This is a genomic window from Candidatus Halobonum tyrrellensis G22, assembly GCF_000495475.1.
In the GTDB taxonomy this organism is placed as follows: domain Archaea; phylum Halobacteriota; class Halobacteria; order Halobacteriales; family Haloferacaceae; genus Halobonum; species Halobonum tyrrellense.
In genome coordinates this window covers 82456-107690 of record NZ_ASGZ01000064.1, presented here as the reverse complement: position 1 = coordinate 107690, position 25235 = coordinate 82456, and the positions used below count along the sequence as shown (strand labels likewise).

General features: G+C 70.1%; 20 protein-coding genes and 1 pseudogene. 19 read left to right on the top strand and 2 right to left on the bottom strand.

Annotation, left to right across the window (positions count from 1 at the left end; genetic code table 11):
• Nucleotides 1–4: 4 nt before the first annotated feature.
• From K933_RS19505 to dpsA (K933_RS15950), 3 genes and pseudogenes are all read left to right on the top strand, one after another.
• Nucleotides 5–861 (top strand): annotated as a pseudogene (locus tag K933_RS19505) (MBL fold metallo-hydrolase).
• Nucleotides 862–1757: 896 nt separating this feature from the next.
• Nucleotides 1758–2333: a DNA starvation/stationary phase protection protein DpsA gene (gene dpsA, locus K933_RS15955; protein WP_049947966.1), complete on the top strand. Its 576-nt coding sequence runs from the start codon at nucleotides 1758–1760 to the stop codon at nucleotides 2331–2333.
• A 2-nt stretch (nucleotides 2334–2335) separates the two neighbouring features.
• Entirely contained in the window at nucleotides 2336–2911 is a 576-nt protein-coding gene (gene dpsA, locus K933_RS15950) for a DNA starvation/stationary phase protection protein DpsA (protein ID WP_049947950.1), read from the top strand.
• Between the two features lie 94 nt (nucleotides 2912–3005).
• Here the strand turns inward: dpsA (K933_RS15950) and K933_RS15945 are convergent, their stop codons facing one another.
• Together K933_RS15945 and K933_RS15940 are read right to left on the bottom strand one after the other, a co-directional pair.
• Complete coding sequence (locus K933_RS15945; RefSeq protein ID WP_080509305.1) at nucleotides 3006–4103, bottom strand: halocyanin domain-containing protein; 1098 nt, start codon at nucleotides 4101–4103, stop codon at nucleotides 3006–3008.
• 10 nt (nucleotides 4104–4113) lie between these two features.
• A complete protein-coding gene (locus K933_RS15940; protein ID WP_023395785.1) occupies nucleotides 4114–5247 on the bottom strand; it encodes a multicopper oxidase domain-containing protein in 1134 nt (377 codons plus the stop codon).
• A gap of 341 nt (nucleotides 5248–5588) precedes the next feature.
• Between K933_RS15940 and K933_RS15935 the strand changes: the two genes are divergently transcribed.
• The 16 genes from K933_RS15935 (at nucleotide 5589) to K933_RS15855 (ending at nucleotide 24618) form a co-directional block, all read left to right on the top strand.
• Nucleotides 5589–5774: a hypothetical protein gene (locus K933_RS15935; protein WP_023395784.1), complete on the top strand. Its 186-nt coding sequence runs from the start codon at nucleotides 5589–5591 to the stop codon at nucleotides 5772–5774.
• A complete protein-coding gene (aceA, locus tag K933_RS15930) occupies nucleotides 5771–6808 on the top strand; it encodes an isocitrate lyase (RefSeq protein ID WP_023395783.1) in 1038 nt (345 codons plus the stop codon). The genes K933_RS15935 and aceA overlap by 4 nt, the downstream gene beginning before the upstream one ends.
• A 12-nt stretch (nucleotides 6809–6820) precedes the next feature.
• Nucleotides 6821–8119, top strand: coding sequence for a malate synthase AceB (gene aceB / locus K933_RS15925; RefSeq protein ID WP_023395782.1), 1299 nt, complete (start codon nucleotides 6821–6823; stop codon nucleotides 8117–8119).
• A gap of 137 nt (nucleotides 8120–8256) precedes the next feature.
• Entirely contained in the window at nucleotides 8257–10206 is a 1950-nt protein-coding gene (locus tag K933_RS15920) for an acetate--CoA ligase (protein ID WP_023395781.1), read from the top strand.
• 110 nt (nucleotides 10207–10316) lie between these two features.
• Complete coding sequence (locus K933_RS15915; protein WP_049947949.1) at nucleotides 10317–11966, top strand: bacterio-opsin activator domain-containing protein; 1650 nt, start codon at nucleotides 10317–10319, stop codon at nucleotides 11964–11966.
• Nucleotides 11967–12156: 190 nt separating this feature from the next.
• Nucleotides 12157–14142, top strand: coding sequence for an acetate--CoA ligase (acs, locus tag K933_RS15910; RefSeq protein WP_023395779.1), 1986 nt, complete (start codon nucleotides 12157–12159; stop codon nucleotides 14140–14142).
• Nucleotides 14143–14286: 144 nt separating this feature from the next.
• Nucleotides 14287–14598 carry a DUF4212 domain-containing protein gene (locus K933_RS15905; protein WP_023395778.1) on the top strand — a complete coding sequence of 104 codons (312 nt, stop codon included), beginning with the start codon at nucleotides 14287–14289 and terminating at the stop codon, nucleotides 14596–14598.
• A 3-nt stretch (nucleotides 14599–14601) separates the two neighbouring features.
• Nucleotides 14602–16431 carry a sodium:solute symporter family protein gene (locus K933_RS15900; protein ID WP_049947948.1) on the top strand — a complete coding sequence of 610 codons (1830 nt, stop codon included), beginning with the start codon at nucleotides 14602–14604 and terminating at the stop codon, nucleotides 16429–16431.
• A 10-nt stretch (nucleotides 16432–16441) separates the two neighbouring features.
• Nucleotides 16442–16924 carry a hypothetical protein gene (locus K933_RS15895; RefSeq protein ID WP_023395776.1) on the top strand — a complete coding sequence of 161 codons (483 nt, stop codon included), beginning with the start codon at nucleotides 16442–16444 and terminating at the stop codon, nucleotides 16922–16924.
• A gap of 279 nt (nucleotides 16925–17203) precedes the next feature.
• The gene (locus K933_RS15890) at nucleotides 17204–17983 is read left to right on the top strand and encodes an SDR family NAD(P)-dependent oxidoreductase (RefSeq protein ID WP_023395775.1); all 780 of its coding nucleotides are present in this window, start codon (nucleotides 17204–17206) and stop codon (nucleotides 17981–17983) included.
• A gap of 83 nt (nucleotides 17984–18066) precedes the next feature.
• Nucleotides 18067–19920 carry a DUF2264 domain-containing protein gene (locus K933_RS15885; RefSeq protein WP_023395774.1) on the top strand — a complete coding sequence of 618 codons (1854 nt, stop codon included), beginning with the start codon at nucleotides 18067–18069 and terminating at the stop codon, nucleotides 19918–19920.
• Nucleotides 19921–20040: 120 nt separating this feature from the next.
• Nucleotides 20041–21390, top strand: a complete 1350-nt coding sequence (gene melA / locus K933_RS15880; RefSeq protein WP_023395773.1) for an alpha-galactosidase — start codon at nucleotides 20041–20043, stop codon at nucleotides 21388–21390.
• 48 nt (nucleotides 21391–21438) lie between these two features.
• Nucleotides 21439–21858, top strand: a complete 420-nt coding sequence (locus tag K933_RS15875) for a VOC family protein (protein ID WP_023395772.1) — start codon at nucleotides 21439–21441, stop codon at nucleotides 21856–21858.
• Between the two features lie 634 nt (nucleotides 21859–22492).
• Nucleotides 22493–22867: a DUF7344 domain-containing protein gene (locus K933_RS15865; RefSeq protein ID WP_023395770.1), complete on the top strand. Its 375-nt coding sequence runs from the start codon at nucleotides 22493–22495 to the stop codon at nucleotides 22865–22867.
• Between the two features lie 146 nt (nucleotides 22868–23013).
• On the top strand, nucleotides 23014–23457 hold the full coding sequence (locus tag K933_RS15860) for a DUF7577 domain-containing protein (protein WP_049947946.1): 444 nt from the start codon (nucleotides 23014–23016) through the stop codon (nucleotides 23455–23457).
• A 288-nt stretch (nucleotides 23458–23745) separates the two neighbouring features.
• Nucleotides 23746–24618 (top strand): universal stress protein, encoded by an 873-nt coding sequence (locus tag K933_RS15855; RefSeq protein ID WP_023395768.1) that lies wholly within the window; start codon nucleotides 23746–23748, stop codon nucleotides 24616–24618.
• Nucleotides 24619–25235: the final 617 nt, after the last annotated feature.

Sequence of the window (25235 nt, the reverse complement as noted above, 5' to 3'; positions counted from 1 at the left end):
ACCCATGATCCGACCCACGTGGGACGACTGGTTCGTTCGGGAGGTCGAGGCGGCGACGGTCGACGGCCCGAGCCTCTGGTACCTCGGCGCGACGGGGTTCGTCGTCCGGACCGCCGCCGCGACGGTGTACGTCGACCCGTACTTCGGGGTCGGCGGCCACCGCCCCGACGCCGTGCGGATGTGTCCGGTGCCGATGGACCCGGCCGACGCGACCCGGTGTGACGCGGTGGTCGTCACGCACGAACACGCCGACCACATGCATCCGCCGTCGTACGGGCCGCTGGTCGAGCGGTCCGGCGCGGCGCTGTACGCACCCGAGACGTGCCTCTCCGACCCCGACTACGACGGCGAACTCCGTCTCCCCCGGACAGACGGGTCGCGGTGACCCCCGGCGACGCGTTCGAGGTGGGCGACCTGACCGTACACGTCCTCGACTCGGCGGACTCCGACGCGGCCGAACCGGTGTCGTACCTGTTCGAACACGCCTCCGGGACGTTCTATCACGGCGGCGATACGAAGGGCGGCGACCACCTCGCGCGGATCGACGAACGGTTCGACGTGACGCTCGCGGCGCTCGCGCTGGGCACCGTCGGCCAGTTCACCCGCCCCGGCGAGACGGCAGCCCGACCCGTCCGGTGGTACATGGACGGCGACGAGATGGTCGAGGCGGCGAGCGCGCTCCGCGCCGACCGGCTCCTGCCGACCCACTACGACCTCTGGAAGGGGTTCGAGGCCGACCCGAAGTCGCTCCACGACCACGCCACCTCCTTCGTCTACCCCCGCGTCGTCGAGGTGGCCCGGATCGGCGACCGCCTCGACGTCGACCGGCCGGGTGTCCTCCCGCCCGAGTGGGCGCGATAAGGCGCGGCGAGCGACGGCGCATCCGGGGCGTCGTTCCGCCCTCGGGGCGGTGAACCGGTCGACCGTCCCGATTTACGGAACGCGACCCGCGACCGGTCGGCGCCCCCTCTCCCCCTGCCGCCGGGTACGGGACCCGAAGCGACTCCACGCCCGAGCAGTCGACGGCGCGCTCCCGCGACGAGCGACGACGGGGTCGACCCCACCCCCGAGACGAGTTCCCCTGCGGGTGACGCTCGCTCGACTCCGACCGAATCGCGTTCGGTATATCGGAACCCCCGACCGCCCGTCACCGCCGCGAGTTCCGGGGACCGGAATTACAGAGATACAGATGTAATTCCTTTCCCGCTACAATTAGTATCAAAATATACTTACTTATATTCGAATATAGTATATCTAGTATTTCAAGCGAGTTGTAGAGTCGCTATCCGGCTGATATCGACTGGAGAGCTACTCCCGCGGGATCAGGGTACTCGGCGGTGTTTCGGCGAGATCCCGTTCGAACGACTCGATCGGTCGATCGGTTTCTCGTTCGGGTGAGGGGACGAGCGGAGATGGCGGTGTTTCCGCCTCTACCCCCGTTATTTCCTCTCTAGGACGGCGACGGATAACTATTCATTCGAGTGAACGATTCTGGACGAGATGACCACTTCCCTCAGAAGTAACTTTTCTACACACTACTACGAAATACTATATGTTTGTCTACGGTCCGGACGGGGGTTCGAGATCGCGGCGTGTCGCGACCGGGAAGTCTCGTCTCCGCGGTGCGGCGACCAGCACCGTTCAAGAACCCGGCCGTTCTACACCGACGGGATGAGTTGTCGAGTGTCTCAGAACGGATCGCCGTCGCGGACCCGAAGCCGCCGCCCGCGACCGGGCGGGGCGGTGAGGTGACCGGGATGTCGACGAACTACGGCCGACTGGTCCGCGAACCCGACGCGGGCGAGCGACGCCAGGAGTGGGGGACCGTCGTCGAGACCGACCTCCGGATCGACCGCGCGGACGCCGAGAAACTGGTCGACGCGCTCGCCGTCGACTTCGCGGGGTCGTTCAACCTGTTCTACCTCCTCCGGAAGCACTACTGGACGGTCGAGGGGTCCGAACGCGGGGAGGTCGCGGAGTTCCTCCGCGACGCCTACCGGCGGACGCGCCGGATCAACGACGCCATCGCGGTCCGCATCGTGGAACTCGGAGGGATCCCTCCGAACACCCCGCCGACGATCCAAGAGCGCGCGCCGGTCCACCTCGAAGCCGAGGACCTCTACGACCTGCGCGCGTCGCTCGAAGGCGACCTCGACGGGTACGCGGCGCTGGTCGCGAGCGTGCGCGAACACGTCGGTCTCGCGGCCGACCTGGGCGATCAGGACACGGTCGAGCGCCTCCGGGACCACCTCGAAACCCTCGAAGACGACGCCCACAGCGTCGAGGAGTTCCTCGCGGGCGACACGCTCGTCCGACGGACGGAGGTGGAGTGACCGTGGCGGGGACGCCGCACCTCCGCCGACCCGACGCGAGTCACGTGCGCCAACAGTGGGACACGGTCGTCGACAACGCGCTCCACCTCGACCGGGCGGCGGCCGAGCAGTTGGTCGACGCGCTCGACGACGACCTCTCGGGGCTGTACATCCTGTTCAACCAGGTGCGCAAGCACGGCTGGATCGCCGAGGGCGCCGAGTTCGAACAGGTCGCGGCGTTCCTCCGCGACGCCGCCGACCGACTCGCCGCGGTCACCGACGCACTCGCGGTCCGGGTCCACGCGCTCGGCGGCGTTCCGGTCTGCGGGCCGATGGGGATCCGCCAACACGCTCCCCTCCGCATCGAGGCGGCACACGGCTACGACGTCCGCTCGTCACTCGACCGCGACCTCGACGGGTACGCGACGCTCGTCGTGCAGTTCCGCGAACACGTCGCGCTCGCCAACCGTCTCGGCGACGCGGGCACCACGAAGCTCCTGCGGCGGCAGCTCCGGACGCTCGAAGCCGACGCGGACGCACTCGCGAAACTCCTCGCGAACGATACGCTGGTCGACGCCGACGCGCCCGACGTAGACTGAGCCGCGAACCGCGCCGCGTCGGCGGTGCCGGCGTCCTGACGGGGGTCGGACGGTCGACGGACGAGCCGCCGTCCCCGTTCGCGAGTCGGGCGAGCTACCCCCGTCGATCGGGGGGTTCCGGCTCGTCGTCGCCGTTCAACCGGACCGCGAGGCCGAGTCCGAGCGGCGAGAGCAGCGCCGTCAGCCCCACGGCCGCGCCCGCCGCCAGTCCGGTGTCGACGCCGAAGATCCCGCCGGAGTCGCCGTCGTCGACGACCACCACGCCGCGCATCCCGAGGTTGGCGTGGGCCTCGCAGGCGTACTTCACGACCCGCTCGCGGTCGAACGTCCGCGCGAACTCGTGGCCGGGGCTGCTCGCCAGGTCGCTCCGGAACGAGCCGTCGAGCGCGGACACCCGGTGGGAACCGCCGGTCCCCTTCCACCGCCAGACGACCGTCGTCCCCGGGTCGACCCTGACGGCGGCGGGACCGAAGCCGAACGGGCCGCCGTTGGCGTCGACGCCGACGTCGACCACCACCGTCGACTTCCCGCGCTCGTCGACCACCTCGGTGTAGTTGTCGGTGCGCGCGAGCCAGCCGTCGAACGAGCGGCCCGCCGTCTCCGTCTCCGCCTCCGTCCCGAGCGAGACGGACGCGTCGCCGACCACGAGCGCCCCCTTCATCCCCATCGGCTTGTGGGGGACACACGCGTAGCGGACGACGCCCGGCTCGTCGGGCGTGTAGCTGTACGTGGCTCCGGCGCCGTCGTGGAGATCGGACTCGAACGCCCCGTTCTCGGCGACCACGTTGTGCGACCCGCCGTCGCCGGTCCACTCCCAGGTGACCGTCGTCCCGGGGTCGACCCTGACCACCGCGGGAGCGAACGCGTACGACCCGCCGTTGCCCGACGCGCCGACGTCGACCGTGACTTCCGACGACCCCCGCTCGTCGACGACGCCCGAGACGCCGTCCGTGTTCGAGAACCACGACGCGAGGTCGGCGCCACCGCTCGACGTTCCGGTCGCCGCCGTTCCGGTCGCGGTGGCGTTACCCGGCGTTGCCGTGCCGGTTGCGGTCGCGTTGCTCGGCGTGCCCGTACTCGTTCCGTTTGCCGTCTCCTGAGCCGCCGCGGGACCGGCGAGCACGCCGGCGCCGAGGGCCGCGCCCGCCCGGAGGAACGACCGGCGGGAGCGAGTGGGTGGTTGTGAGGTCATGGCTCCCTCCTCAGACCTCGTACCCCGCGTACCCCATGAGCGTCCGGAAGATGTCGGTGTCCATCGCGTCGGCGTAGACGACGGCGTTGAGCATCCCGCCGGGGTAGGAGGTGCCGTTGCGGACGTGGTCCACCTTGTGACAGTGCATCAGGTAGATCCCCGGGTCGGCGTTGGCCTCGAATTCCAGCGTGTACCGCTCGGCGGGCGCGACGTTGATCACGTCCTCGCCGTGGCGGGCGGCCTCCGGGATGACGCCGCCGTCCTTCTCGACCACCGTAAAGCGGTGGTTGTGGAAGTGCAGCGGGTGGCTCATGAACCCCGCGTTGACGAAGTGGATGCGCACCGTGTCGCCCGACTCGACGATCATCGGCGACCCCTCCTCGGGGTGGAGCGTGTAGGGGGCCGAGCGGCCGTTGACGGTGAACGCGTCGGGCCGCCGGTCGGTGATGTCGTAGGTGGCGTCCTCGCCGCCGTACTGCCGCGAGAGCCGGGTGTCCCACTCGCGGACCGTCGTGAAGTACTCCCGGTCGGCCTCCTCGTACCCCTCGGGGTCGACCCGGATGATGCCGTACATCCCCATCTCCATGTGCCACGGCGTGTTGTAGTGACAGTGATAGAGGTGGGTGCCGGGCTGGTTCGCGGTGTACGTGTACGTGTGCGACTCGCCGGGGTCGGCCTGCACGCCCGTCGTGGTGGGGACGCCGTCGTTCTCCCACGTCTTGGAGAGCCCGTGGACGTGGAACGTGTGCGGCATCGACATCTCGGTGTTGTCGAGCGTGAGTTCGATCTCCTGACCCTCGGTGACGCGGAGCATCGGCCCCGGGACGCTCGGCGTGCCGTCGTTCGCCTGGAACGCCCAGACGGTCGGGAGCTGGATCGGTCCGCCCATCGTCTCGCCGGGGTGGACGTCGTGGCGCGCCTCGACCGTCTTCATCGTCACCTGGCCGTCGAGTTCGTCGAGGTCGACCACCTCGGGCGGGCCGGTGCGCGGGAGCCCGTCCGTCTGTTGAGCGAGCGCAGCCTCCAGATTCGAGTTCGCGGGTGCGGTACAGCCGGCGAGCGAGAGAGCGCCGGTCCCGCCCGTCGCCGCGAGGAACCGCCGCCGTGAGATCCCCTTGCCCGGGGCGCCGATCTGTTTACTCATGCTGTAGGTAATCCGTCGGCCGTCGGCACCGTATAAACACGACCCGATTCCTACGGGACGGGAACACCGTTCTAGGATCCCGAACGTATTCGGCCGCCCGCGGTTCGCGCCGTCCCGCCCGTCGGGTGTGGGAGTGAGTACCGATATTATTCATTAACGATCATCGAGGTGTATCGTCACAATAGTACATTATCTTTAATTATGAATGGCGGGACGAACCGACTGCGATGTCCGTACGCCCCGCGGCACGACGAGCGACCCGAGGTACCGGCCGCCGACCGCCCCGGCCGACCGGTCCGACCGGTCCGACCGGACCCGACGACACCAGACGGACGAGACCAATGTCACGCCACTACACCGACGCGGAGAACACCGGCCTCCCGGCCGTCCCGCGACCGACCAGCACCGACACCGAGACCAGCGGAGAGACCGACGCCGGCACGGAGACCGACGCCGAGTTCGACCGACGCCGCGAGACGATGACGGAGGCGGTCTGGAGCCACCGCCTCGACGGGGGTGCGCGATGAACACCGACTACCCCGACTACACCGCCCGCGACATCGACAACCCCGCGGGCCGGGAGTTCCGCGAACTGCTCGACGACCGGGAGTACGTGTTCGCGCCCGGCATCTACCACGCGCTCGACGCGCGACTCGCCGAGATGGCGGGGCTCGACGCCGCGTACATGAGCGGCTACTCGACGGTGTTGGGGCAGTTCGGCTTCCCCGACCTGGAGATGGTGACGATGACCGAGATGGTCGAGAACGCAAAGCGGATCGTCGACGCGTGCGACCTGCCGGTGGTCGCCGACTGCGATACGGGGTACGGCGGCGTCCACAACGTCCGCCGCGCGGTCCGCGAGTACGAGAAGGCGGGCGTGGCCGCGGTCCACATCGAAGACCAGACCACGCCCAAGCGCTGTGGCCACATCGCGGGCAAGCAGATAGTCTCCCGCGAGGAGGCGCGCTCGCGGTTCGAGGCCGCCGTCGACGCCAAGCAGTCCGACGACACCGTCGTGATCGCCCGGACCGACGCGTACGGGTCGGCCAACGGCGACTGGGAGGAACACTTGGAGCGCGGCCGGATCTACGCCGACGCCGGGGTCGACCTGGTGTGGCCGGAGATGCCCGACCCGAGCCGGGAGGACGCCGTCGAGTACGCCGAGACCATCCACGAGACCCACCCCGACCTCTCGCTGGCGTTCAACTACTCGTCGTCGTTCGCGTGGTCGGAGGAGGAGGACCCGCTGACGTTCGCGGAGTTGGGCGACTTAGGCTACGAGTACATCTTCATCACGCTGTACGGGCTCCACTCGGGCGCACACGCCGCCTACGAGGACTACGAGAACATCGCCGACAACGCCGAACAGGCGCAGTTCGACCTCGAAGAGCGCTACCTCGGCCACGAGACCGAGAGTCACCACGAACTCTCGCTGGTGTCGCGCTACCAGGAGATCGAAGCCGCGTTCGACCCCGAGGCGCGCGAGCGGATGCAGGAGTCCGAGGGGTTCAGCGACGAGGAGAACGACCCGATCACGAGCACGACCGGGGAGGACGACTGAGGTGACACCGCCATGACCGAACGCCGACACGACCGCGAGTTCGTGCGGACGTTCTTCACCTCGCCCACCGCCGTCGAGGGGGAGGACGACTCCGCGAAGATGCTCCGCCGGGCGGCCGACCTCCGGGGGTTGGAGGCGCCCGACGTCTGGGTGCCCGACAACGAGGACGCCACCGCGCCGTCGATGCGCGAGGAGGGCGCCGAGAACGTCGCCGAGGTGGTCGCCGACAGCGGCGCCGACTTCCCCGGCGAGATTCACCCCCGGGTCGTCTGGCACCGCGACGACCCGGCGGCCAGGTATCGGGGGTTCCAGCAGATGCTGACCGTCGCCGACCCCGACCGGGGCGCGGTCGACCACATCGACGGGTTCGTGATCCCGGAGGTCGGCGACATCGACGACTGGAAGAAGGCCGACGAGGCGCTCACGCTCGTCGAGACGGAGCACGGTCTCGACCGAGGGAGTCTCGCCATGTCGGTCATCGTCGAGAGCGGCGAGGCCGAACTCGCGATGCGACACCTCCGCGAGGAGGTGGGCAAGCCCACCAACAGCCTCGAACGCCTGTTCCTCCTCGTCGACGGCGAGGTGGACTACACGAAGGACATGCGCGCGACGACGCCAACGGGCGAACTCCCGCCGTGGCCCGAACTCCGACACAACACCTCGCGGGGAGCGAGCGCCGCCGGCCTCATCGCCGTCGACGGCCCCTACGACGACATCCGCGACGTGGAGGGCTACCGCGAGCGGATGGAGGCGAACCGCGCGAAGGGGATGACCGGCATCTGGTCGCTGACGCCCGGACAGGTGGTCGAGGCGAACACCGCGCCGCTCCCCCCCGAGACCGGCCGCTGGCTCCTGAGCGCCGGCGACCGGCGGGTCGAACTCGACGACCGCGACGGCGCGTGGGCGTACGACGGCGACCGCCTCTCGCTCGACGAGACCGGCGACGACTACCGCCTCCGCGTCGGCGGCGACGAGCGACGCCTCGACGCCGAGCAACTCCGCGAGGAACTGCTCGGACTGGTCGAGTACGTCCCGAGCATGAGCGACGTGGTCGACTCGATGGAGGAGTTCGAGGCGGCGCGCGAGTCGGGCACGGGCGCCATCGCCATCGAGCGGGCGGCGACGCTCCGCCTCGACGGCGTCGACGTCGAGATCAGTAGCGACCGGATGTGGGACGAAGCGACGTACCAGGCCGCGATGACGCCGATCAGGCTGTTCCAGGACGTGTACGACCACCGGCCGGACCAGCGCGAGGAACTCGAAGAACGGTACGGCGAGGACGTGGTCGAGCGCGCGACGACGGTGGGCTGAGCGGGACGCCCGGCGACGACGAGTTCGGGAGCGACGGGGCACCGCGGGGACGGGAGCCACCGCGAACCGGCGGGCGCACCACGGCCCGTCGCCCGTCGTGGGAACGCTTTTCTCCGCGAGGGCCGATCCTCCGCTCGATGGAGGCCGACGACGGGGTCCGGCCGCCGGCGGCGTTCCGCGAGCGGGCGAACCTCCGAACCGACCCGCGGGGGCGGTTCGCCGACGGCTGGCCCGGGGCGTGGGACGAGGCTGGGGACCTGCTCGACTGGTTCGACCCGTACGACGCGGTGCTCGCCGGCGAGGGGGAGGAGCCGCCGTTCGACTGGTTCGCCGGGGGCCGGTTGAACGCGAGCCACGAGTGTCTCGACAGACACGTCGCCGAGCGGAAGAACCACCTCGCGCTCCGGTGGGAGGGCCACCACGGCGAGACGCGCAGTTACACCTACCTCGATCTGTACCGCGAGGTCAACGCGTTCGCCGCGGGGTTGCGCGAGTTGGGCGTCGCGGAGGACGACGTGGTCACGCTGTACATGCCGGTCGTCCCCGAACTGGTGGTGGCGATGCTGGCGTGCGCCCGGTTGGGCGCGCCCCACTCGGTGGTGTTCGCGGGGTTCTCCGCGGACGCGCTCGCGGCGCGGATGGAGCGGGCCGACTCGCGGTATCTCGTCACCTGCGACGGCTACTACCGCCGCGGCGACGCGATCAACCAGAAGCGCCGGGCGGACAACGCCCGGCTGGCGGTCGACCACGACCTGACCGCGACGGTGGTGGTCGACCGACTCGACGGCGACCGGACGGACGGCGGCCGCCGCGGCGACGGCCACCGGAGCTACGACGCGCTGGTCGCCGCCCACGAGGGGAGCGAACTCGCCCCCGTGGCGCGGGAGGCGGGCGACGTGCTGTTCCTCTCGTACACGTCGGGGACGACGGGCGAACCGAAGTCCGTCGCACACACCACCGGCGGCTACCTCGCACACGTCGCGTGGACCGCGCGGAACGTCCTCGACATCAAGCCCTCCGATACCTACTGGTGTTCGGCCGACATCGGCTGGATCACCGGCCACAGCTACATCGTCTACGGCCCGCTCGCGCTCGGCACCACCACGACGCTGTACGAGGGGACCGCCGACCACCCCGAGAAGGACCGTATCTTCTCGATCATCGAGCGGAACGCGGTCGACGTGTTCTACACCGCCCCGACGGCCATCAGATCGTTCATGAAGTGGGGACCGGAGTACCCCGCGAACCACGACCTCTCCAGTCTCAGGCTGTTGGGAACGGTCGGCAAACCGATCGACGAGCGCGCGTGGCGCTGGTACTACGAACACGTCGGCGGCGGCGACTGTCCGGTCGTGGACACCTGGTGGCAGACGGAGACCGGGGCGATTCTGGTGTCGACGCTGCCGGGCGTCGACGCGATGAAACCCGGCTCGGCGGGACCGCCGCTGCCCGGCATCGACGCCGCCGTCGTCGACTCCGACGGCACCGAGCGACCGCCCGGCGAGGCGGGACTGCTGGCGATACGGTCGCCGTGGCCGGGGATGCCGCGGGAACTCGCCGCCGCGACCGACTGGGGTGCCGACGCCGCCGCCGGCGACGACTGGTGGTACCTCGCGGGCGACGAGGCGGTGGTCGACGACGACGGCTACGTCCGGGTGATCGGCCGCGCGGACGACGCGCTCCACGTCGGCGGCCGTCGGGTCGGCACCGGCGAGATAGAGCGCGCGGTCGTCGGCGTCGAGGGCGTCGCCGAGACTGCGGTGGTCGGCGTCGACCGGCCGGCCGGCGACACCGCGGTCCACGCGTACGTCACCCCCGAGGCGCGACGGGCGGACGACGACCGCCTGCGCGAGGCGGTGGTCGGGGCCGTCGAGGACGCCATCGGCCCGATGGTCGCCCCCGAGCGGGTGGTGTTCACGCCGCGACTCCCCAAGACCCGGTCGGGGAAGATCATGCGCCGGCTGCTAGAGGACATCGCCAACGGCGAGGAGTACGGCGACATCAGCGCGCTCCGCAACCCGGAGGTCGTCGGCGAACTGGAGTCGGGCGGCGCGGGGTCGGACGGCGGCGACGTTTCGGATCGGTAGCTCGATCCGAAACTGTGCTTCCGGTCGCGCCGACCCCTCTATCACAGATCGATTGCGAGCGGCCGGCTACGGCGTAACAGCTATTTCGTTTCGGCAAAACGATCCGAATCATGCCCGGGATGGCTCGGTTCCTCGTCGCCGGCGGGTACGACCGACTCCGGCGCGCGACCCGGACCTACCGCGCGGACCTCGTGGTCCGACTCTGCGGCGAGGTGGGGCTCCGCCCGAGCGAGGTGGTGTCGGTGGGTCCCGACGACGTTCGGGCGGTCGGCGACGCGCGCTTTCTCGACGCCGGCGGCCGCGACGCGTACCTCCCGGCGGAGGTGGCCCACACGTTGGAGCAGTACGCCCGTTCCGTCGACGACGCCGACCCGCTGGTGGACGTCTCCGAGCGCCGGGTCCAGATGCTGGTCCGCGAGACGGGCGAGCGGGCGGCCGACGCGACCGACGACGGCCGTTTCCGGGACGTGTCGACCCGGGACCTCCGGGCGGCACACGCTTGCCGACTGCTCGACGACGGAACCGACCCCCGCGTCGTGCTCGCGGTGACCGCCTACGACCGGCTGGAGACGCTCGAACCCCACCTCGACTCGCCGGACGCCGAGCGGGTCGCGGCGGCGCTGTCCGGCGACGCGAGCGCGGCCGACCGCCCGCCGGCGCGGCTCGAAGCCGCGGTCACCGTCGCGGCCGCCGTGGGGGACGCGCTCGCCGACGCCGCCACGTCCGCCGACGTGCACGAACTCGTCTGCGAGCGCGTCGCCGCCGCGGACGCCTACCGGTTCGCGTGGACCGCGGCGGCCACCGGCGACGGGGTCGAACTCCGGGCGGCGGCGGGGACGGACGCCGACGCGGTCGAGCGAACCCTCGCCGACCGGGAGGCGGCGGTGGCGGCGACGACGGACGACCGGACGGCGCGCGTCGCGGAGACGGAGACGGGGACGGTCGTCGCGGTTCCGCTGACGGGCGGGGGGTCGGTCCGCGGGCTGCTCGGGGTCGGCGTCGACGCCGACGGGGTCGGCGCCGCCGAACGCGACGCGCTGTCGGCGCTCGGCGCGCAGGTCGGAGCCGCGCTCGCGGCCGTCGAGCACAAACGCCTACTGCTCGCGGATACGGTGACCGAACTCACGTTCGACGTCGCGAGCGGGGCGGCGCCGCTCGCGAGCGCCGCGGCCGAACTCGACTGCGAGTTCGACCTGGTCGGCATCGTCCCCGCCGAGGACCTCCTGTGTTACGTCGACGCGCGGGACGTCACGCCCGACGCCGTCTCCGAGTACGCGGCCGCGACCGACGCCGTCGGGAACGTCCGACTCGTCGGCGGCGACGCCGTGGGCGTCCTGTTGGAACTCGCACTCGCGTCGTCGCCGGTCCGGACCATCGCCGACTCCGGCGGCGACGTCCGCTCCTACGGGGTCGCCCCCCGCGGCGGGCGGCTGGTCGCGGAGCTGTCGACGGACGCGAACGCCCGGAGCGTCGTCGAGGCGGTGACCGGCTCGTTTCCGGGCGTCCACCTGACGGCCAAGCGGGAGGCGGAACCCGAAGCCGCCTCCGGCGGCGAGGTGCGCGAACGGCTCGCGGACGACCTGACCGAACGGCAGGCGGCGGCGCTCCGGTCGGCGTACTACGGGGGGTACTTCGAGTGGCCGCGCGACTCCACGGGCGAGGAGTTGGCCGACTCGCTCGGCGTCTCCTCGCCGACGCTCCACCGCCACCTCCGGACGGCCCAGCAGAAACTGCTCCGGGCGTTCCTCGAAGACGACTGATATCTAACTGTTTAGCCTCTCTCGCTCCCCGCCGACGCCTCGTACGCGCATCCACTCCACGGTCCACAGGGACACGATCGCTAGAGAGGCGCTCTATCGGCTGAATCGACGCGGTACGTCCGATCCATCACGCTCGTTGAGTAATTAGCATGGTCGTTTATGAGACATCGACGGAGAGGTGAACGCGCCCATGCCGGATCAAGACGTCGAACTGGAGACCCGACTGGCCGAACAGGAGGCGTTCGAGCCGCCGGCCGCGTTCGCCGAGCAGGCGAACGTCTCGGATTCGGACATCTACGACGAGTTCGAGGAGAACTGGCCCGACTGCTGGGAGCGGGCCGCCTCGATGCTCGACTGGACCGACGACTACGACCAAGTGCTCGACGCCTCCGACCCACCGTTCTACGAGTGGTTCACCGGCGGGGAACTGAACGCCTCCGCCAACTGCCTCGACCGGCATCTGGAGGAACGCGGCGACCAGCCCGCCATCGAGTGGGTCGGCGAACCCACCGACGAGGAGAACGTCACCCTCACCTACCGCGACCTGTACGAACGGGTCAACGAGTGTGCGGCGGCGCTCCGCGAGATGGGCGTCGGCGAGGACGACGTGGTGACGATGTACATGCCGATGATCCCCCAACTCCCCGTCGCCATGCTCGCGTGCGCTCGCATCGGCGCCCCCCACAGCGTCGTCTTCGCGGGCTTCTCCGCGGAGGCGCTCGCCACCCGCATGAACGCGGCCGACTCGGAGTACCTCGTCACTTGTGACGGCTACTACCGCCGCGGCGACCCCCTCGACCACCTCCAGAAGGCCAACCAGGGACTCGATTCCGTGGAGCACGACACTACCACGGTCGTGGTCGACCGCCTCGGCGACGACGGCCACGGCCACGAGTTAGACGACTCCCAACACGACTGGGACGACCTGTTGGCCGACCACGAGGGTGCGGAGGTCGACCCCGTCGACCGCGACGCCGAGGACATGCTGTTCTTGATGTACACGTCCGGTACCACCGGCGAACCCAAGGGGGTGAAACACACCACGGCGGGGTATCTCTCGTGGGTGACGTGGACCTCACACTCGGTGCTCGACATCAAGCCCGAGGACACGTACTTCTGTTCGGCGGACATCGGCTGGATCACCGGCCACAGCTACATCGTCTACGGGCCGCTCTCACTGGGGACGACGACGATGATGTACGAGGGGACGCCCGACCACCCCGACCGCAACCGGCTGTGGGAGATCATCGAGGAGTACGAGGCGACCCAACTGTACACGGCACCCACGGCGATCCGGTCGTTCATGAAGTGGGGCCACCAGTACCCCGACGACCACGACCTATCGAGTCTCAGGCTCCTGGGAACGGTCGGAGAGCCGATCAACCCGCGGGCGTGGAAGTGGTACTACCACCATATCGGCGACGAGGAGTGTCCCGTCGTCGACACCTGGTGGCAGACCGAGACCGGCGGGATGATGGTGACCACCCTCCCGGGGGTCGGGACGATGAAGCCCGGGTCCGCGGGTCCGGCGCTCCCGGGACTGGACGTCCGCGTCGTCGACCCCAGCGGTGAGGCGGTCGACCCCGGGCGTGCGGGTCACCTCACGGTCCAGAAGCCGTGGCCGGGGATGTTGCGGACGCTGTACAACAACGACGAACGGTTCGTCGACGAGTACTGGCGGGAGTACTCCGATACGGACTCCGAGGACATGGCCGACTGGGTGTACTTCCCCGAGGACGGCGCGAAAGTCGACGACGACGGCTACATCACCGTCCTCGGCCGCGTCGACGACGTGCTCAACGTCTCGGGCCACCGCCTCGGTACCATGGAGATAGAGTCCGCCATCGTCGGGGTCGAGGGCGTCGCGGAGGCGGCCGTGGTCGGCGGCGACCACGAGGTGAAAGGCGAGGCCGTCTACGCGTACGTGATCGTCGAGGACGGCCAGGCGGAGTCCGACGAGTTCCGCGACGAGATCGTCACCGCAGTCGAAGACGCGATCGGACCGATCGCCCGACCCGAAGCGGTCGTGTTCACGCCGGAACTGCCGAAGACCCGGTCGGGGAAGATCATGCGCCGGCTCCTGGAGGACATCGCCAACGGCGACGACATCGGCGACACCTCCACGCTGCGCAACCCCGAAATCGTCGACGAGATCCAGGCGAAGCGGGGAGCGTGATCCGCGTGCGACCACGAGAGCGAGCGGCGGTGCGGGCGGACGGACGCGGAGACGCGAGCGTCGACCGGCGGACGAACGCGAGTACGACTCCGAACGCGGACACGAGACCGATGACACCCACCACCACGACGGGAGGCGGCGGCGATGAGTAAAGTCGAAACCGGAGCCGAGACGGCCACGGACCAGGCGACCGAGCGGACCACCGACGAGGCCGAACTCCGCGAGTACTGGCGGCGGAACGTCAGGCTGATCGGGGCGCTGTTCGCGGTCTGGTTCGCGGTGTCGTTCCTCGCGGGCATCCTGCTGGCGGAGCCGCTGTTCGACGTCTCCTTCGGCCAGGTCCCGCTGTCGTTCTGGTTCGCCCAGCAGGGGTCGATCATCGTGTTCGTCGTCCTGATATTCGTGTACGCGTGGCGGATGAACGCGCTCGACCGCGAGTTCGGGGTGGAGGACTGACCGATGACCCCCGCAGTGCCGCTCCAGTTGGGTCTCGGCGTCGACGCCTGGAGCCTGATCTTGATCGTCGGCACCCTAGTCGTCTACTTCGGGGTCGCCATCCTGATGCACGTCACCGACACCGACGACTTCTACGTCGCCGGCCGGACCATCCCCGCGAGCGTCAACGGCGCGGCGGTGGCGGCCGACTGGATGTCGGCGGCGTCGTTCATCTCGCTTGCGGGTATCGTCTCGACGCTCGGCTACGACGGCACCATCTACCTGATGGGGTGGACCGGCGGCTACGTCGTGCTTGCGCTGCTGATCGCGCCGTACCTCCGGAAGTACGGCGAGTACACCATCCCCGACTTCATCGGCGACCGCTACTACTCGAACACCGCGCGCGGCGTCGCCGCGCTCGCGACGCTGTTCGTCTCGCTGACGTACATCGCGGGCCAGATGCGCGGCGTCGGGATCGTCCTCAGCCGGTTCTTGGGGGTGGACATCGTGCTCGGCATCCTCGCGGCGCTCGCGCTGGTCGCGCTGATCGGCGTGCTCGGCGGGATGAAGGCGATCACGTGGACGCAGGCGATCCAGTACTTCGTCCTCATCGTCGCGTTCGTCATCGTGACCTGCGCCATCTCGCTCAACCTCACCGGCAACCCGTTCCCGCAGATGGCGCTCGTGACCAGCGACATCGCGGGACGGCTCACCCAGTTGCAAGCGGAGATCCAGATGGGCGAGTACATCGTCCCGTTCCGCGAGTACAGCCAACTGCAGGTGTTCGCCATCGCGCTCACGCTGATGATCGGGACCGCCGGTCTCCCGCACGTCATCATGCGCTTTTACACCGTGCCGAGCGCGTCGGAGGCGCGGCTGTCGGCGGGCTACGCGCTGTTCTTCATCGCCATCCTCTACCTGATGGTGCCGGTGCTCGCCATCTTCGCGAAGTTCAACCTGATCCGGACGCTCAACGGCACCGCCGTATCGGAGGCGCGGTCGATCCCGTGGGTCCAGCGGTGGACCGAAACCGGCCTCCTCAGGATCAGTGACGCCAACGGCGACGGCGTGATCCAGATGACCCAGGGACTGACCGCGAGCGCCAGCGAGGTGTTCATCGACCCCGACATCATCGTGCTCTCGACGCCTGAGGTGGCGGGACTCGCCCCCATCGTCATCGGGGTCGTGGCCGCGGGCGGGCTGGCGGCCGCGCTCTCGACGGCCGACGGCCTGCTGATCGCCATGTCGAGTGCGGTCAGTCACGACATCTACTACAAGATCTTCCGCCCCGAGGCCACCCAGCGCGAGCGGCTGATCGTCGCGCGGGTGGTCATCCTCGTCGCCGCGGTGGTCGCCGCCTACCTCGGCATCAACCCGCCCGGGTTCGTCGCGGAGGTGGTCGCGCTCGCGTTCGGGCTGGCGGCCGCGAGCCTGTTCCCGCCGATCCTGCTCGGCATCTTCGACGAGCGGATGAACAAGGAGGGTGCGGTGTCGGGCCTTCTCGTGGGGCTGACCTTCACGCTCGTGCTCGTCGTGTTGATGCGCGCGAACGTGGTGCTCGGACTGGAGGAGCCGTTCCTCGAGACGTTCCTCGGTCTCGGGGCGCTCGGGGTCGGCATCTACGGGTCGATCCTCAACTTCGTCGTCGCGTTCGTGGTGTCGCGGTTCACCCCCGCGCCGCCCGAGGAGATTCAGGAACTCGTCCAGGAGGTCCGCCTCCCGCGCGGGTCGCGCGACGTCGTGACCGGCGAGGGGGTCGAAGCCGACGGCGGCGTCGACGTCGAGACAGACGGCGGAACCGACGCCGAGGTCGACACCGACACGACCGACCGGCCGGAAACGGAGGACCGGTGAGGCTGACCGGATGAGTACGAACCGCACCTCCCCCGACCCGCCCCGCCTCGCCCTGCTGGCGGTCCGGCGAGCGCTGGGCGTGTCGGTGGCGCTGTACGCGTTCTACATCGCCCTGCACTACCTGTCGGGTTACCCGTTCCTCGCGCCCGCGGACGTCCTCCTCATCCTCGGGTTGGTGTTCGCGGGGACCGCGTTCGGCGTCGCGTTCAGTTTCGCCTCGCCGCTCCCCGCCGACCAGGGGATACCGCGGGTCGTCCGGACCGCGCTGCTCACGGTCCCGGCGCTCGGGATCGGGGTGGTCCTCCAGGTGGTGATCGAGGGGGCGCGCTCGGACATGGCCATCTACGCCATCTTCGCGCTGGCGGCCTGGCTGGGGTCGACGTTCGTCCGCGAGTCCGACGAGGGCGACGACGGCGGGGCTGAAGCGGACCGCGAGCGGAACCGCGGGCGAGAGCCCGCGGACGACGCCGACCGCGACTGCGCCCCGGCGTAGCCGGGCGGGACGGCGTCGACGGTCGAGTCCCCGGCCGGTCTGGACGACGCCGCCGACGCGGCCGACCCGTCCCGGACCCCGGGCCGTCTCGCGCGACGGACCGACCACAGCGGGACCGACCGACAGTCGGTAGAATAGCACGAACATCCCGAATTGGGTGCTATTCGTGCTATTCGCACGTTCTCAGTTCACGACCCCGATTCGGTGGCGGCGCCACGGCCGCCCCGACGGACCGCGGACGGACGCAGTGATTAAGAGTCGCCCGCGAGACGCCCTCGTATGGATCTCGATCTTTCGGGTCGGACGGCGCTGGTGACGGGTGCGGGGCGCGGCAACGGCCGGGCGATCGCACGCGAACTGTCGAACCTCGGGGCGAGCGTCATCGTCAACGACCTCGAAGCCGACCCCGCCGAGGCGGTGGCAGAGGAACTGAACGAGGACGGCGAGGCGGTCGCGGTCACGGCCGACGTCAGCGACCAGGCGGCGGTCGAGGCGATGGTCGAGGAGGGGACCGACGCGCTGGGGTCGGTGGACGTCCTCGTGAACAACGCGGGCGTCGGCGACGCCGGCCCGTTCCTCGGCGAGGAGGCGTCGCTCCGCGAGCGGTTCGAACTCAACATCGGCGTCCACCTCTGGGGGTCGATCAACTGCACGCTCGAAGTCGTCGACGGGATGGTCGACCGCGGCTACGGCAAGGTGGTCAACATCACCTCCATCCACACGAAGAACGGCGTCGGAATGTCCCCCGAGTACGACGTGGGGAAGTTCTCGCTGCTCGGGCTGACAAAGTCGCTCGCGCTCGAACTCGGCCGCGAGGGGGTCCGGGTCAACGCGGTCGCACCGGGGTGGGTCAACACGCGGATGACCGAGGGGTTCACCGACGAGACGCACGAACAGATCAAGGAGCTCAACCCGCTGGGGCGGTACGCCGAACCCGAGGACATCGCCGACGCGGTGGCGTTCCTCGCCTCGCCGGCCGCCGACTACGTCAACGGCCACGAACTCCGCGTCGACGGCGGGCAGGTCCCCATCGACAGCTGGAAACACGACAACCGGTAGACCGGGTCGGCGCCGTCCCGGAACGACGCGGACAGCCCGCGACCGGTCGCCACGCTTATTCTCCGCATGGTCGACCGTGGGGTATGAATCCCGTCGAGTCGTCGCTGCGGACGCGATCGGAGGTCGAACGCGCGGTCGTCGAGTTGGTCGAACCGCTGCTCGCACACGTCAGCCCGGGGGGCGCGCGGGTGCGGCCGACGGCGACCGGCGCACACTTCCCCGACGTCGCCGCGGAGTTGGAGGGGTTCGCCCGGCCGCTGTGGGGGGTCGTCCCGCTTGGCGTCCACGCCGACTTCGGCCACTGGGAGACGGTCCGGGCGGGGCTGGTCCACGGCACCGACCCGTCCCACGACGAATACTGGGGGACGGCGGGCGACTACTCGCAGAAACACGTCGAGATGGCGGCGGTCGGCGTCGGTCTCGCGTTGACGCCCGAACGACTCTGGGAGCCGCTGTCGGCCAACGAGCGCGAGCGACTCGTCGCGTGGCTGACGCAGGTGAACGACGCCGACCTCCACGACAACAACTGGCTGTTCTTCCGGGTGATGGTGAACGTCGGTCTCCGGGCGGTCGGCGCGCGCCACGACTGGGAGGGGACGCAGGAATCGCTCGACCGGCTGGAGTCGTTCTACCGGGGCGACGGCTGGTACACCGACGGGCCGGCCGACGAGGGCGCGGTCGACTACTACCTGCCGTGGGCGATGCACCTCTACGGGCTGTTGTACGCCCACCTCGCGGGCGACGAGGACCCCGAGCGCGCCGAGCGGTTCCGCTCGCGCGCGGCGGCGTTCGCGACCCACCACGTCGACTGGTTCGACGACGAGGGGCGCGCGATACCGTACGGTCGGAGCCTCACCTACCGGTTCGCGCAGGCGGCGTTCTGGGGCGCGCTCGCGCTCGGCGACGCGAAACCCGACGCGCTCTCGTGGGGGGAGGTCAGGGGGCTGTGGGCGCGGAACGTCCGCTGGTGGCTCGACCAGCCGGTGTTCACCGACGGGGGGCTGCTGTCGGTCGGGTACCGCTACCCGACGCTGAAGACGTCGGAGAGCTACAACTCGCCCAACTCGCCCTACTGGGCGCTGAAGGCGTTCCTGCCGCTGGCGCTCCCCGCCGACCACGCGTTCTGGCGGGCCGACGAGGCGCCGCTGCCCGACCGCCCGGACGTGACCGCACAGCCGGAAGCGGGGAAGGTGCTCTGTCGGAGCGGGAGCGACGAGGGTGGCGACGCCGACCACGACCACCTGTTCGCGCTGTCGGTCCCCCAAGAGAGCGTCCACGGCCGCGAGAAGTACACCAAGTTCGCCTACTCCGCGCGGTTCGGCTTCTCGGTCGCGAGCCGCCGGCCCGGACCGGGGCGGGCGGGCCACGACGGCGCGCTCGCGTTGAGCCTCGACGGCGAGCGGTACGCGACGCCCGCGACGGCGACGGACACGGCGGTGGACGGAACGACGCTCACCACCCGCTGGGAGCCGTGGGACGGCGTCTCCGTCCGCACCTGGCTGGCGCCCCACCTCCCGTGGCACGTCCGCGTCCACCGCGTCGAGACCGACCGGACGTTACACGCCGAGGAGGGCGGGTTCCCGCTCGACCGGACGGGCGACGACGAGGGGGCGTACACCCACCGCACGGAGGGGGCGACGGCGCTCGCGCGCTACCCCGCGGGGGTGAGCTGTATCGCCGACGGGTTCGGCGGCCGCGAGCCGACGGTCGTCGCCGCGGAGCCGAACACCAACCTGCTGCACCCGCGGACCGTCGTCCCGACGCTCCGGGGGACGTACCAGCCCGGCACCCACTGGACGGCGGCGGCCGTCGCCGCCAGCCCCGGCGCGGAGGCGGCCCCGGACGGCCGGCCGACGTTCGCGGTCGACGGCGACGCCGCCGTGGTCGAGACGCCCGACGGCGAGACACTGCTCCGCTGTTCGCCGTCCGACCGCTGAAGCGCGCCGCGCCGTCGACGAGGCGTGCGGCGGCCCGGCGTGCACGCCGACGGCTCGTCACCGGGCGGCCGGCCCGAACCCGGCCGATGACTTATGACAGTCTCCCGCGTGGCGGTTCGCATGCCGAAGATCGCGTTCGTCGGTGCGGGAAGCATCGTCTTCGCGCGCAACCTGATGGGGGACATCCTCTCGTTCCCCGAACTCCGGGGGAGCACGCTCGCGCTGATGGACGTCGACGAGGAGCGCCTCGACCGGACCGTGGCGGCGGCCGACGCGATGGTCGCGGAGAACGACGTCGACGCCACGATAGAGCCGACGACGGACCGCCGAGCGGCGCTCGACGGCGCGGACTACGTGATCAACACCATCCACGTCGGGGGACGCGAACCGTTCGAAAACGAGATCCGCATCCCACAGGAGTACGGCGTGAATCAGGCCGTCGGCGACACGCTCGGACCCGGCGGCGTGTTCCGCGCGATGCGCACCGCGCCGGTGATGCTCGACATCGCGCGCGACATGGAGGAACTGTGTCCGGACGCGCTACTGCTCAACTACACCAACCCGATGGCGATGCTCTGTTGGGCGGTCGACGAGGCGACCGATATCGACGTGGTCGGCCTCTGTCACAGCGTCCAACACACAGCCGAGGCCATCTCGAACTACGTCGGGGTCCCGAAGGAGGACCTGGAGTACACGGTGGCGGGGATCAACCACGTCGCGTGGTTCCTCGAAGCCGAACACGGCGGCAAGTCGGTGTACCCCGCGCTCTACGAGGCGATGGACGACCCGGAGACGTACAGCCGGGACAACGTCCGCTTCGAGATCCTCCGGCACTTCGACGCGTTCGTCACCGAGTCGAGCAACCACATGAGCGAGTACGTCCCCTACTTCCGGACGGACGAGGCGACCATCGAGGAGTACGTCGTCGAGGCGGACCACGACGACTACTTCGTCGACTGGATGCCGACCGGCCGCTACTTCGAACACTGGTGTGAGTACCAAGAGGAGGCCCGCGAGATGGACCCCTCCGAGATCGACCCGGAGATAGAGCGCTCGGAGGAGTACGGCTCGCGGGTCATCCACTCGATGGAGACGGGCGAGCGCCGCCGGATGAACCTCAACGTCCGCAACTCCGAGGGGGCCGTCTCGAACCTCGGATCGGACGCGTGCGTCGAGGTGCCGTGTCTGGTCGACGACCGCGGCGTCACCCCGTGTGCGGTGGGCGACCTCCCGCCGCAACTCGCCGCCATCGACCGCTCGAACGTCGACGTCCAGCGACTCGCGGTGACGGCGGCGCTCGACCACGACCAGCGGGCGCTCCGGCAGGCGGTGAAACTCGACCCGTTGACGGCCGCCGCGTGTACGCTCGACGAGATAGACGCGATGGTCGACGACCTGCTCGAAGCCAACGCCGACTACCTCCCCGACGAACTCGTCGGCCGGGCGGCCGAGGCGACGGCCGGCCGCTGACTGGAGCGTGTCGGAGGACTTTCGACCCCGCCGGTCGAAGCCGGAGTGATGACCGACCTGCAGGCACACCACTACGCGGTCACGGTCGCGGACCTCGACCGAGCGCTGGAGTTCTACCGGGACGTCCTCGGACTCGACGTGGTCGACGAGTTCTCGCTGTCGGACGAGTCGTTCGCGACGGCGGTCGGCGTCGACGGCGCGACCGGGTCGTTCGTCCACCTCGACGCCGACGGCGTGCGCGTCGAACTCATCGAGTACGACCCCGAGGGCGCCGCCGTCGACGACCAGTCGGTCAACCAGGCCGGCGCGACCCACCTGGGGCTGTCGGTGTCGGACGTCGACGCGTTCTACGACGGCCTCCCCGAGGACGTCGAGACGCTCAGCCCGCCTCAGACGACCGACAGCGGCGCGCGGATCCTGTTCGTCCGCGACCCCGAGGGGACGTTGGTCGAACTGCTCGAGCCGTAGCCCCGGCGGCGTCAGCCCCCTATCGACTCGAACCCGGACGGGGCGGGGTCGACGCGTCGCCGTGAACCGAACCCGGACGCGAGTGGGGTACACCCCCTCGTCCGGGGCGGCGTCGCGCGCGGCGGTGACCGTCGCGGAGTCGACGGTGCCCGCGGCGGGGTCACGGCGGCAGATCCGGTCGTACGTCGAGTCACCGGGTACCCTGTGGTCGACGAAGGGGCGAACGGTTTCAGACGGTTCTACGGACGCACGGGTGTGAGTCGGGTCCCCTCGTCCCGCTCGACCGGGTTACGGCCGTCACCGGCGAGAGTCGCGACGATACCCACCGAACGGTGAAGAGTGGCCGTGGGCGTACTCCGGAAGACGGTCCAGTCGAGACTCCTCCACTGGACGGCGGCGTTCCTCTCCGGGTTCGTGTTCCTCCCGTCGGCGCTCGCGAGTAGAGCCGTGAGCGCCGCCCCCGAGTCCAACGCCGATTCGTGGACGAACGACGATGACGTTCGGTCGGAGAGGAGATTCGTTCCGTCCGTTTCGAACGGTTGAAAACGTATCGCCGGACGGAACCGTCGTAAATCCGGGCCTACCGACCGGTAGTCGGTGTACTACAATACCGTGGGCGGCCGTCCACGTAGACATGTCCCACGCTCCGGGCTCGGACCCGGTCTTCCTCGACGGTACGCTGACGCTGTTGACGAGTCCGTACCGTCGGTCGGTGCTGTTCGCCCTCTCCGAGCACAGTCCGCTCGCCGAGACGGAGGTGGCGACGGCGCTGGCCGCGTCCGACACGCTCGACGACGACGCCGACCTCCTGCGGTCGAAGCTCGTCCACTCGCACCTGCCGAAGCTCGCGAAGAGGGGGTACGTCGACTGGGATATCGGCGACGAACGGCTCCGCCGCGGGCCGAACTTCGACGACATCACGCCGTTGCTCCGCACGTTCGTCGCCTCCGAGAACGGGTCGGCCGACGGCCAGTCCCGGCCGTGGCAACCGTCCGTAGGCCGTCGATAACGGGACGCCCGTCCCGCCGATTCGGGCCGACGCGGGAGGGAGTCGACACCCCCGCCGAGCGCCGTCCGCGCCGGGGCTCGACCGGTCGCGTCGCGGCCGCTCGGGGCGGGCGTAGGTTGATACTGCTGGCGTCCCGAGCGTGAGAGGTGCGTCAGCGGACGACGAGCCTGGTGTTGTACGGGGTCGGCCTGGCGTGTTACCTCCTCGGTACGGCCGCCGCGTGCCTGCTGACGGTGGAGTTACTCTTCCGTGCGGGTGGCCTGCCCGAGCGTCTCCCCACTTCCTACCTGCTGTCGGTGGCGGCGAGCCTCGGGATCCTCCTCTCGGGGCGACTCCTCCTCGGTCGGGCGGGCGACGACCGCACCGGCCGGGCCGGCCTCCCGGGTCCGCCCCAGCGGCGGCCCGAGCCGTCGACGCTCGAACGGCTCGGCTACCGCGTCCCGCCCGACTCGTCCGACCCCGCCGACGGGGCGGACGAACGGTCCGGTGGCGACCGGGCCGCGGTCGCCTGCCCGGACTGCGGCGCGCGGAACGAACCCGGGTTCGACTACTGCCGGAACTGCTCGGCTCAGCTCCCCGACCCCGGGTGAGAGCCGCGTCGCCGCCCCCGACCACCGATCTCGAAAACTGGCAGGGAGTCGACCCTCGTTCCCGTCCCTCCGAGAGGGACGGGAGGGGAGAAACGACGTGTTAACGCAGTGTCTTGACGCGACCGACCGGGGGACGGAAACGGGACGGAACGGACCGCGGGTACGGCCCGACGCGGACGCGCCGCCGCGTGGCGGCGGAACGCGCCCGTTTCCGCGCCGTGCGTGGTCCTCGGCGCGTGGGAACTATCGTCGTGATTTATGATGACTGAAAGCGACCTGACGGCTGTCATGTACGACACCATCGTCGTCCCCACGGACGGGAGCGAACACGCGATTCGGGCCGCAGAACACGGGTACGCGCTGGCACGACTGTTCGACGCGACGGTCCACGTACTCAACGTCGTCACGATGCCGGATACGGTCGGCACGGTCAACGACGAACTGCTCGGCCACCTCGAACAGCAGGGCGCCGAGGCGGTCGAGGCGGTCGAAGCCGTCGCGGGCGCGGGCGTCCCGGTCGAAACCGCGGTCGTACGGGGGCAGCCGGCGCGGGGGATCGTCGACTACGTCGACGACCACGACGCCGACCTGGTCGCGATGGGTACCCACGGCCGGACGGGGCTGGAACGGTACGTCGAGGGGAGCGTGACCGAGCGCGTCGTCCGCATGGCCGACGTGCCGGTACTCACGACCCGCGAGACCGAGGCGAGCGACGTCGACGACGACTACGACGAGATCCTCCTCCCCACCGACGGGAGCGACCCCGCGGCGGCGGCCGTCGACCACGCGTTCGCGGTCGCCGAGCGGGCCGACGCGCGCGTCCACGCGGTCAACATCGTCGACATCGGGTCGATCGCGGTCAGCCCGGGGTTCGTCCACCCGACGGAGGTGCTCGACCGCCTCGAATCCGAGGGGGAGCGAGCGACGCAGGCGGTCGCCGACCGGGGCCGCTCGGACGGGGTGGAGGTCGTCACCGAGGTTCGCGAGGGGTACGCGTCGAACGACCTGCTCGACTACGCCGACGACAACGGCATCGACCTGATCACGATGGGCACGCACGGCCGGACCGGGTTCGAGCGGTACATCCTCGGGAGTACGACGACGCGGATCGTCCGCCAGGCCGAGGCACCCGTCCTCGCGATCAAGGCGAACGAGCAGTGACCCCGGCCCGGTGAGCGACCCGTCACGGTGCCGCCCGCCCGGACCGCTCCCGTTCGACGATCGCGGCGGGGACGGACGATACAGTAGCTCGTCACGTCTATCGTTATATATGATAGTCGATACTATTCGCGGCCGGTCGTACCATCCGGCGTCTCGACGCGGTCACACGGCGTCGAGACGCGCTCCGTGACCTCTACGAGCCGTACCGTCGCGCTCGCGACCCGGTCCGTCGCTCGCGACTCCGCCCCGCCGACGGCGCCCGAGCGGTCGGAACGGTCGCACTCGTGGGCGTACGGGGCGGTCGGCCGGCCGGTCGCGGCGCTCCGGGTTCACTCGTCGACGGCCGCGCTCGGATCGGGGTCGACGCCGACGGAGGGCTCTGACGCCCGAGGCGTTCGCGGCGCGTGGCGGCGTGCCGGCACGACCGGTGAGCGTGCCGTGACGGCGGGCGCCGGCGTGAGACGCGCAGGCCACGTCCCGGTCGGGAACCGCCGAGTGCGGCGTGGCGGCGGACCCACCCGCGACGGGTTCGTGTCCCGGCCCGATGCCGAGTGTCAACTACAATTATATGAAAGTGATAATGTATATTGTATTGCGATCGTACCGACGGTGCCGGC

What these genes read in the sequence shown, in the direction of transcription:
- K933_RS15890 (WP_023395775.1), top strand. Translation starts at nt 17,204, where the DNA reads ATGGATCTCGATCTTTCGGGTCGGACGGCGCTGGTGACGGGTGCGGGG.
- K933_RS15875 (WP_023395772.1), top strand. Translation starts at nt 21,439, where the DNA reads ATGACCGACCTGCAGGCACACCACTACGCGGTCACGGTCGCGGACCTC.
- K933_RS15940 (WP_023395785.1), bottom strand. Translation starts at nt 5,247, where the DNA reads ATGAGTAAACAGATCGGCGCCCCGGGCAAGGGGATCTCACGGCGGCGG.
- K933_RS15895 (WP_023395776.1), top strand. Translation starts at nt 16,442, where the DNA reads ATGAGTACGAACCGCACCTCCCCCGACCCGCCCCGCCTCGCCCTGCTG.
- aceA (WP_023395783.1), top strand. Translation starts at nt 5,771, where the DNA reads ATGAACACCGACTACCCCGACTACACCGCCCGCGACATCGACAACCCC.
- dpsA (WP_049947966.1), top strand. Translation starts at nt 1,758, where the DNA reads ATGTCGACGAACTACGGCCGACTGGTCCGCGAACCCGACGCGGGCGAG.
- K933_RS15945 (WP_080509305.1), bottom strand. Translation starts at nt 4,103, where the DNA reads ATGACCTCACAACCACCCACTCGCTCCCGCCGGTCGTTCCTCCGGGCG.
- K933_RS15855 (WP_023395768.1), top strand. Translation starts at nt 23,746, where the DNA reads ATGTACGACACCATCGTCGTCCCCACGGACGGGAGCGAACACGCGATT.
- K933_RS15920 (WP_023395781.1), top strand. Translation starts at nt 8,257, where the DNA reads ATGGAGGCCGACGACGGGGTCCGGCCGCCGGCGGCGTTCCGCGAGCGG.
- K933_RS15905 (WP_023395778.1), top strand. Translation starts at nt 14,287, where the DNA reads ATGAGTAAAGTCGAAACCGGAGCCGAGACGGCCACGGACCAGGCGACC.
- K933_RS15900 (WP_049947948.1), top strand. Translation starts at nt 14,602, where the DNA reads ATGACCCCCGCAGTGCCGCTCCAGTTGGGTCTCGGCGTCGACGCCTGG.
- K933_RS15865 (WP_023395770.1), top strand. Translation starts at nt 22,493, where the DNA reads ATGTCCCACGCTCCGGGCTCGGACCCGGTCTTCCTCGACGGTACGCTG.
- K933_RS15885 (WP_023395774.1), top strand. Translation starts at nt 18,067, where the DNA reads ATGAATCCCGTCGAGTCGTCGCTGCGGACGCGATCGGAGGTCGAACGC.
- aceB (WP_023395782.1), top strand. Translation starts at nt 6,821, where the DNA reads ATGACCGAACGCCGACACGACCGCGAGTTCGTGCGGACGTTCTTCACC.
- melA (WP_023395773.1), top strand. Translation starts at nt 20,041, where the DNA reads ATGCCGAAGATCGCGTTCGTCGGTGCGGGAAGCATCGTCTTCGCGCGC.
- acs (WP_023395779.1), top strand. Translation starts at nt 12,157, where the DNA reads ATGCCGGATCAAGACGTCGAACTGGAGACCCGACTGGCCGAACAGGAG.
- K933_RS15915 (WP_049947949.1), top strand. Translation starts at nt 10,317, where the DNA reads ATGCCCGGGATGGCTCGGTTCCTCGTCGCCGGCGGGTACGACCGACTC.
- K933_RS15935 (WP_023395784.1), top strand. Translation starts at nt 5,589, where the DNA reads ATGTCACGCCACTACACCGACGCGGAGAACACCGGCCTCCCGGCCGTC.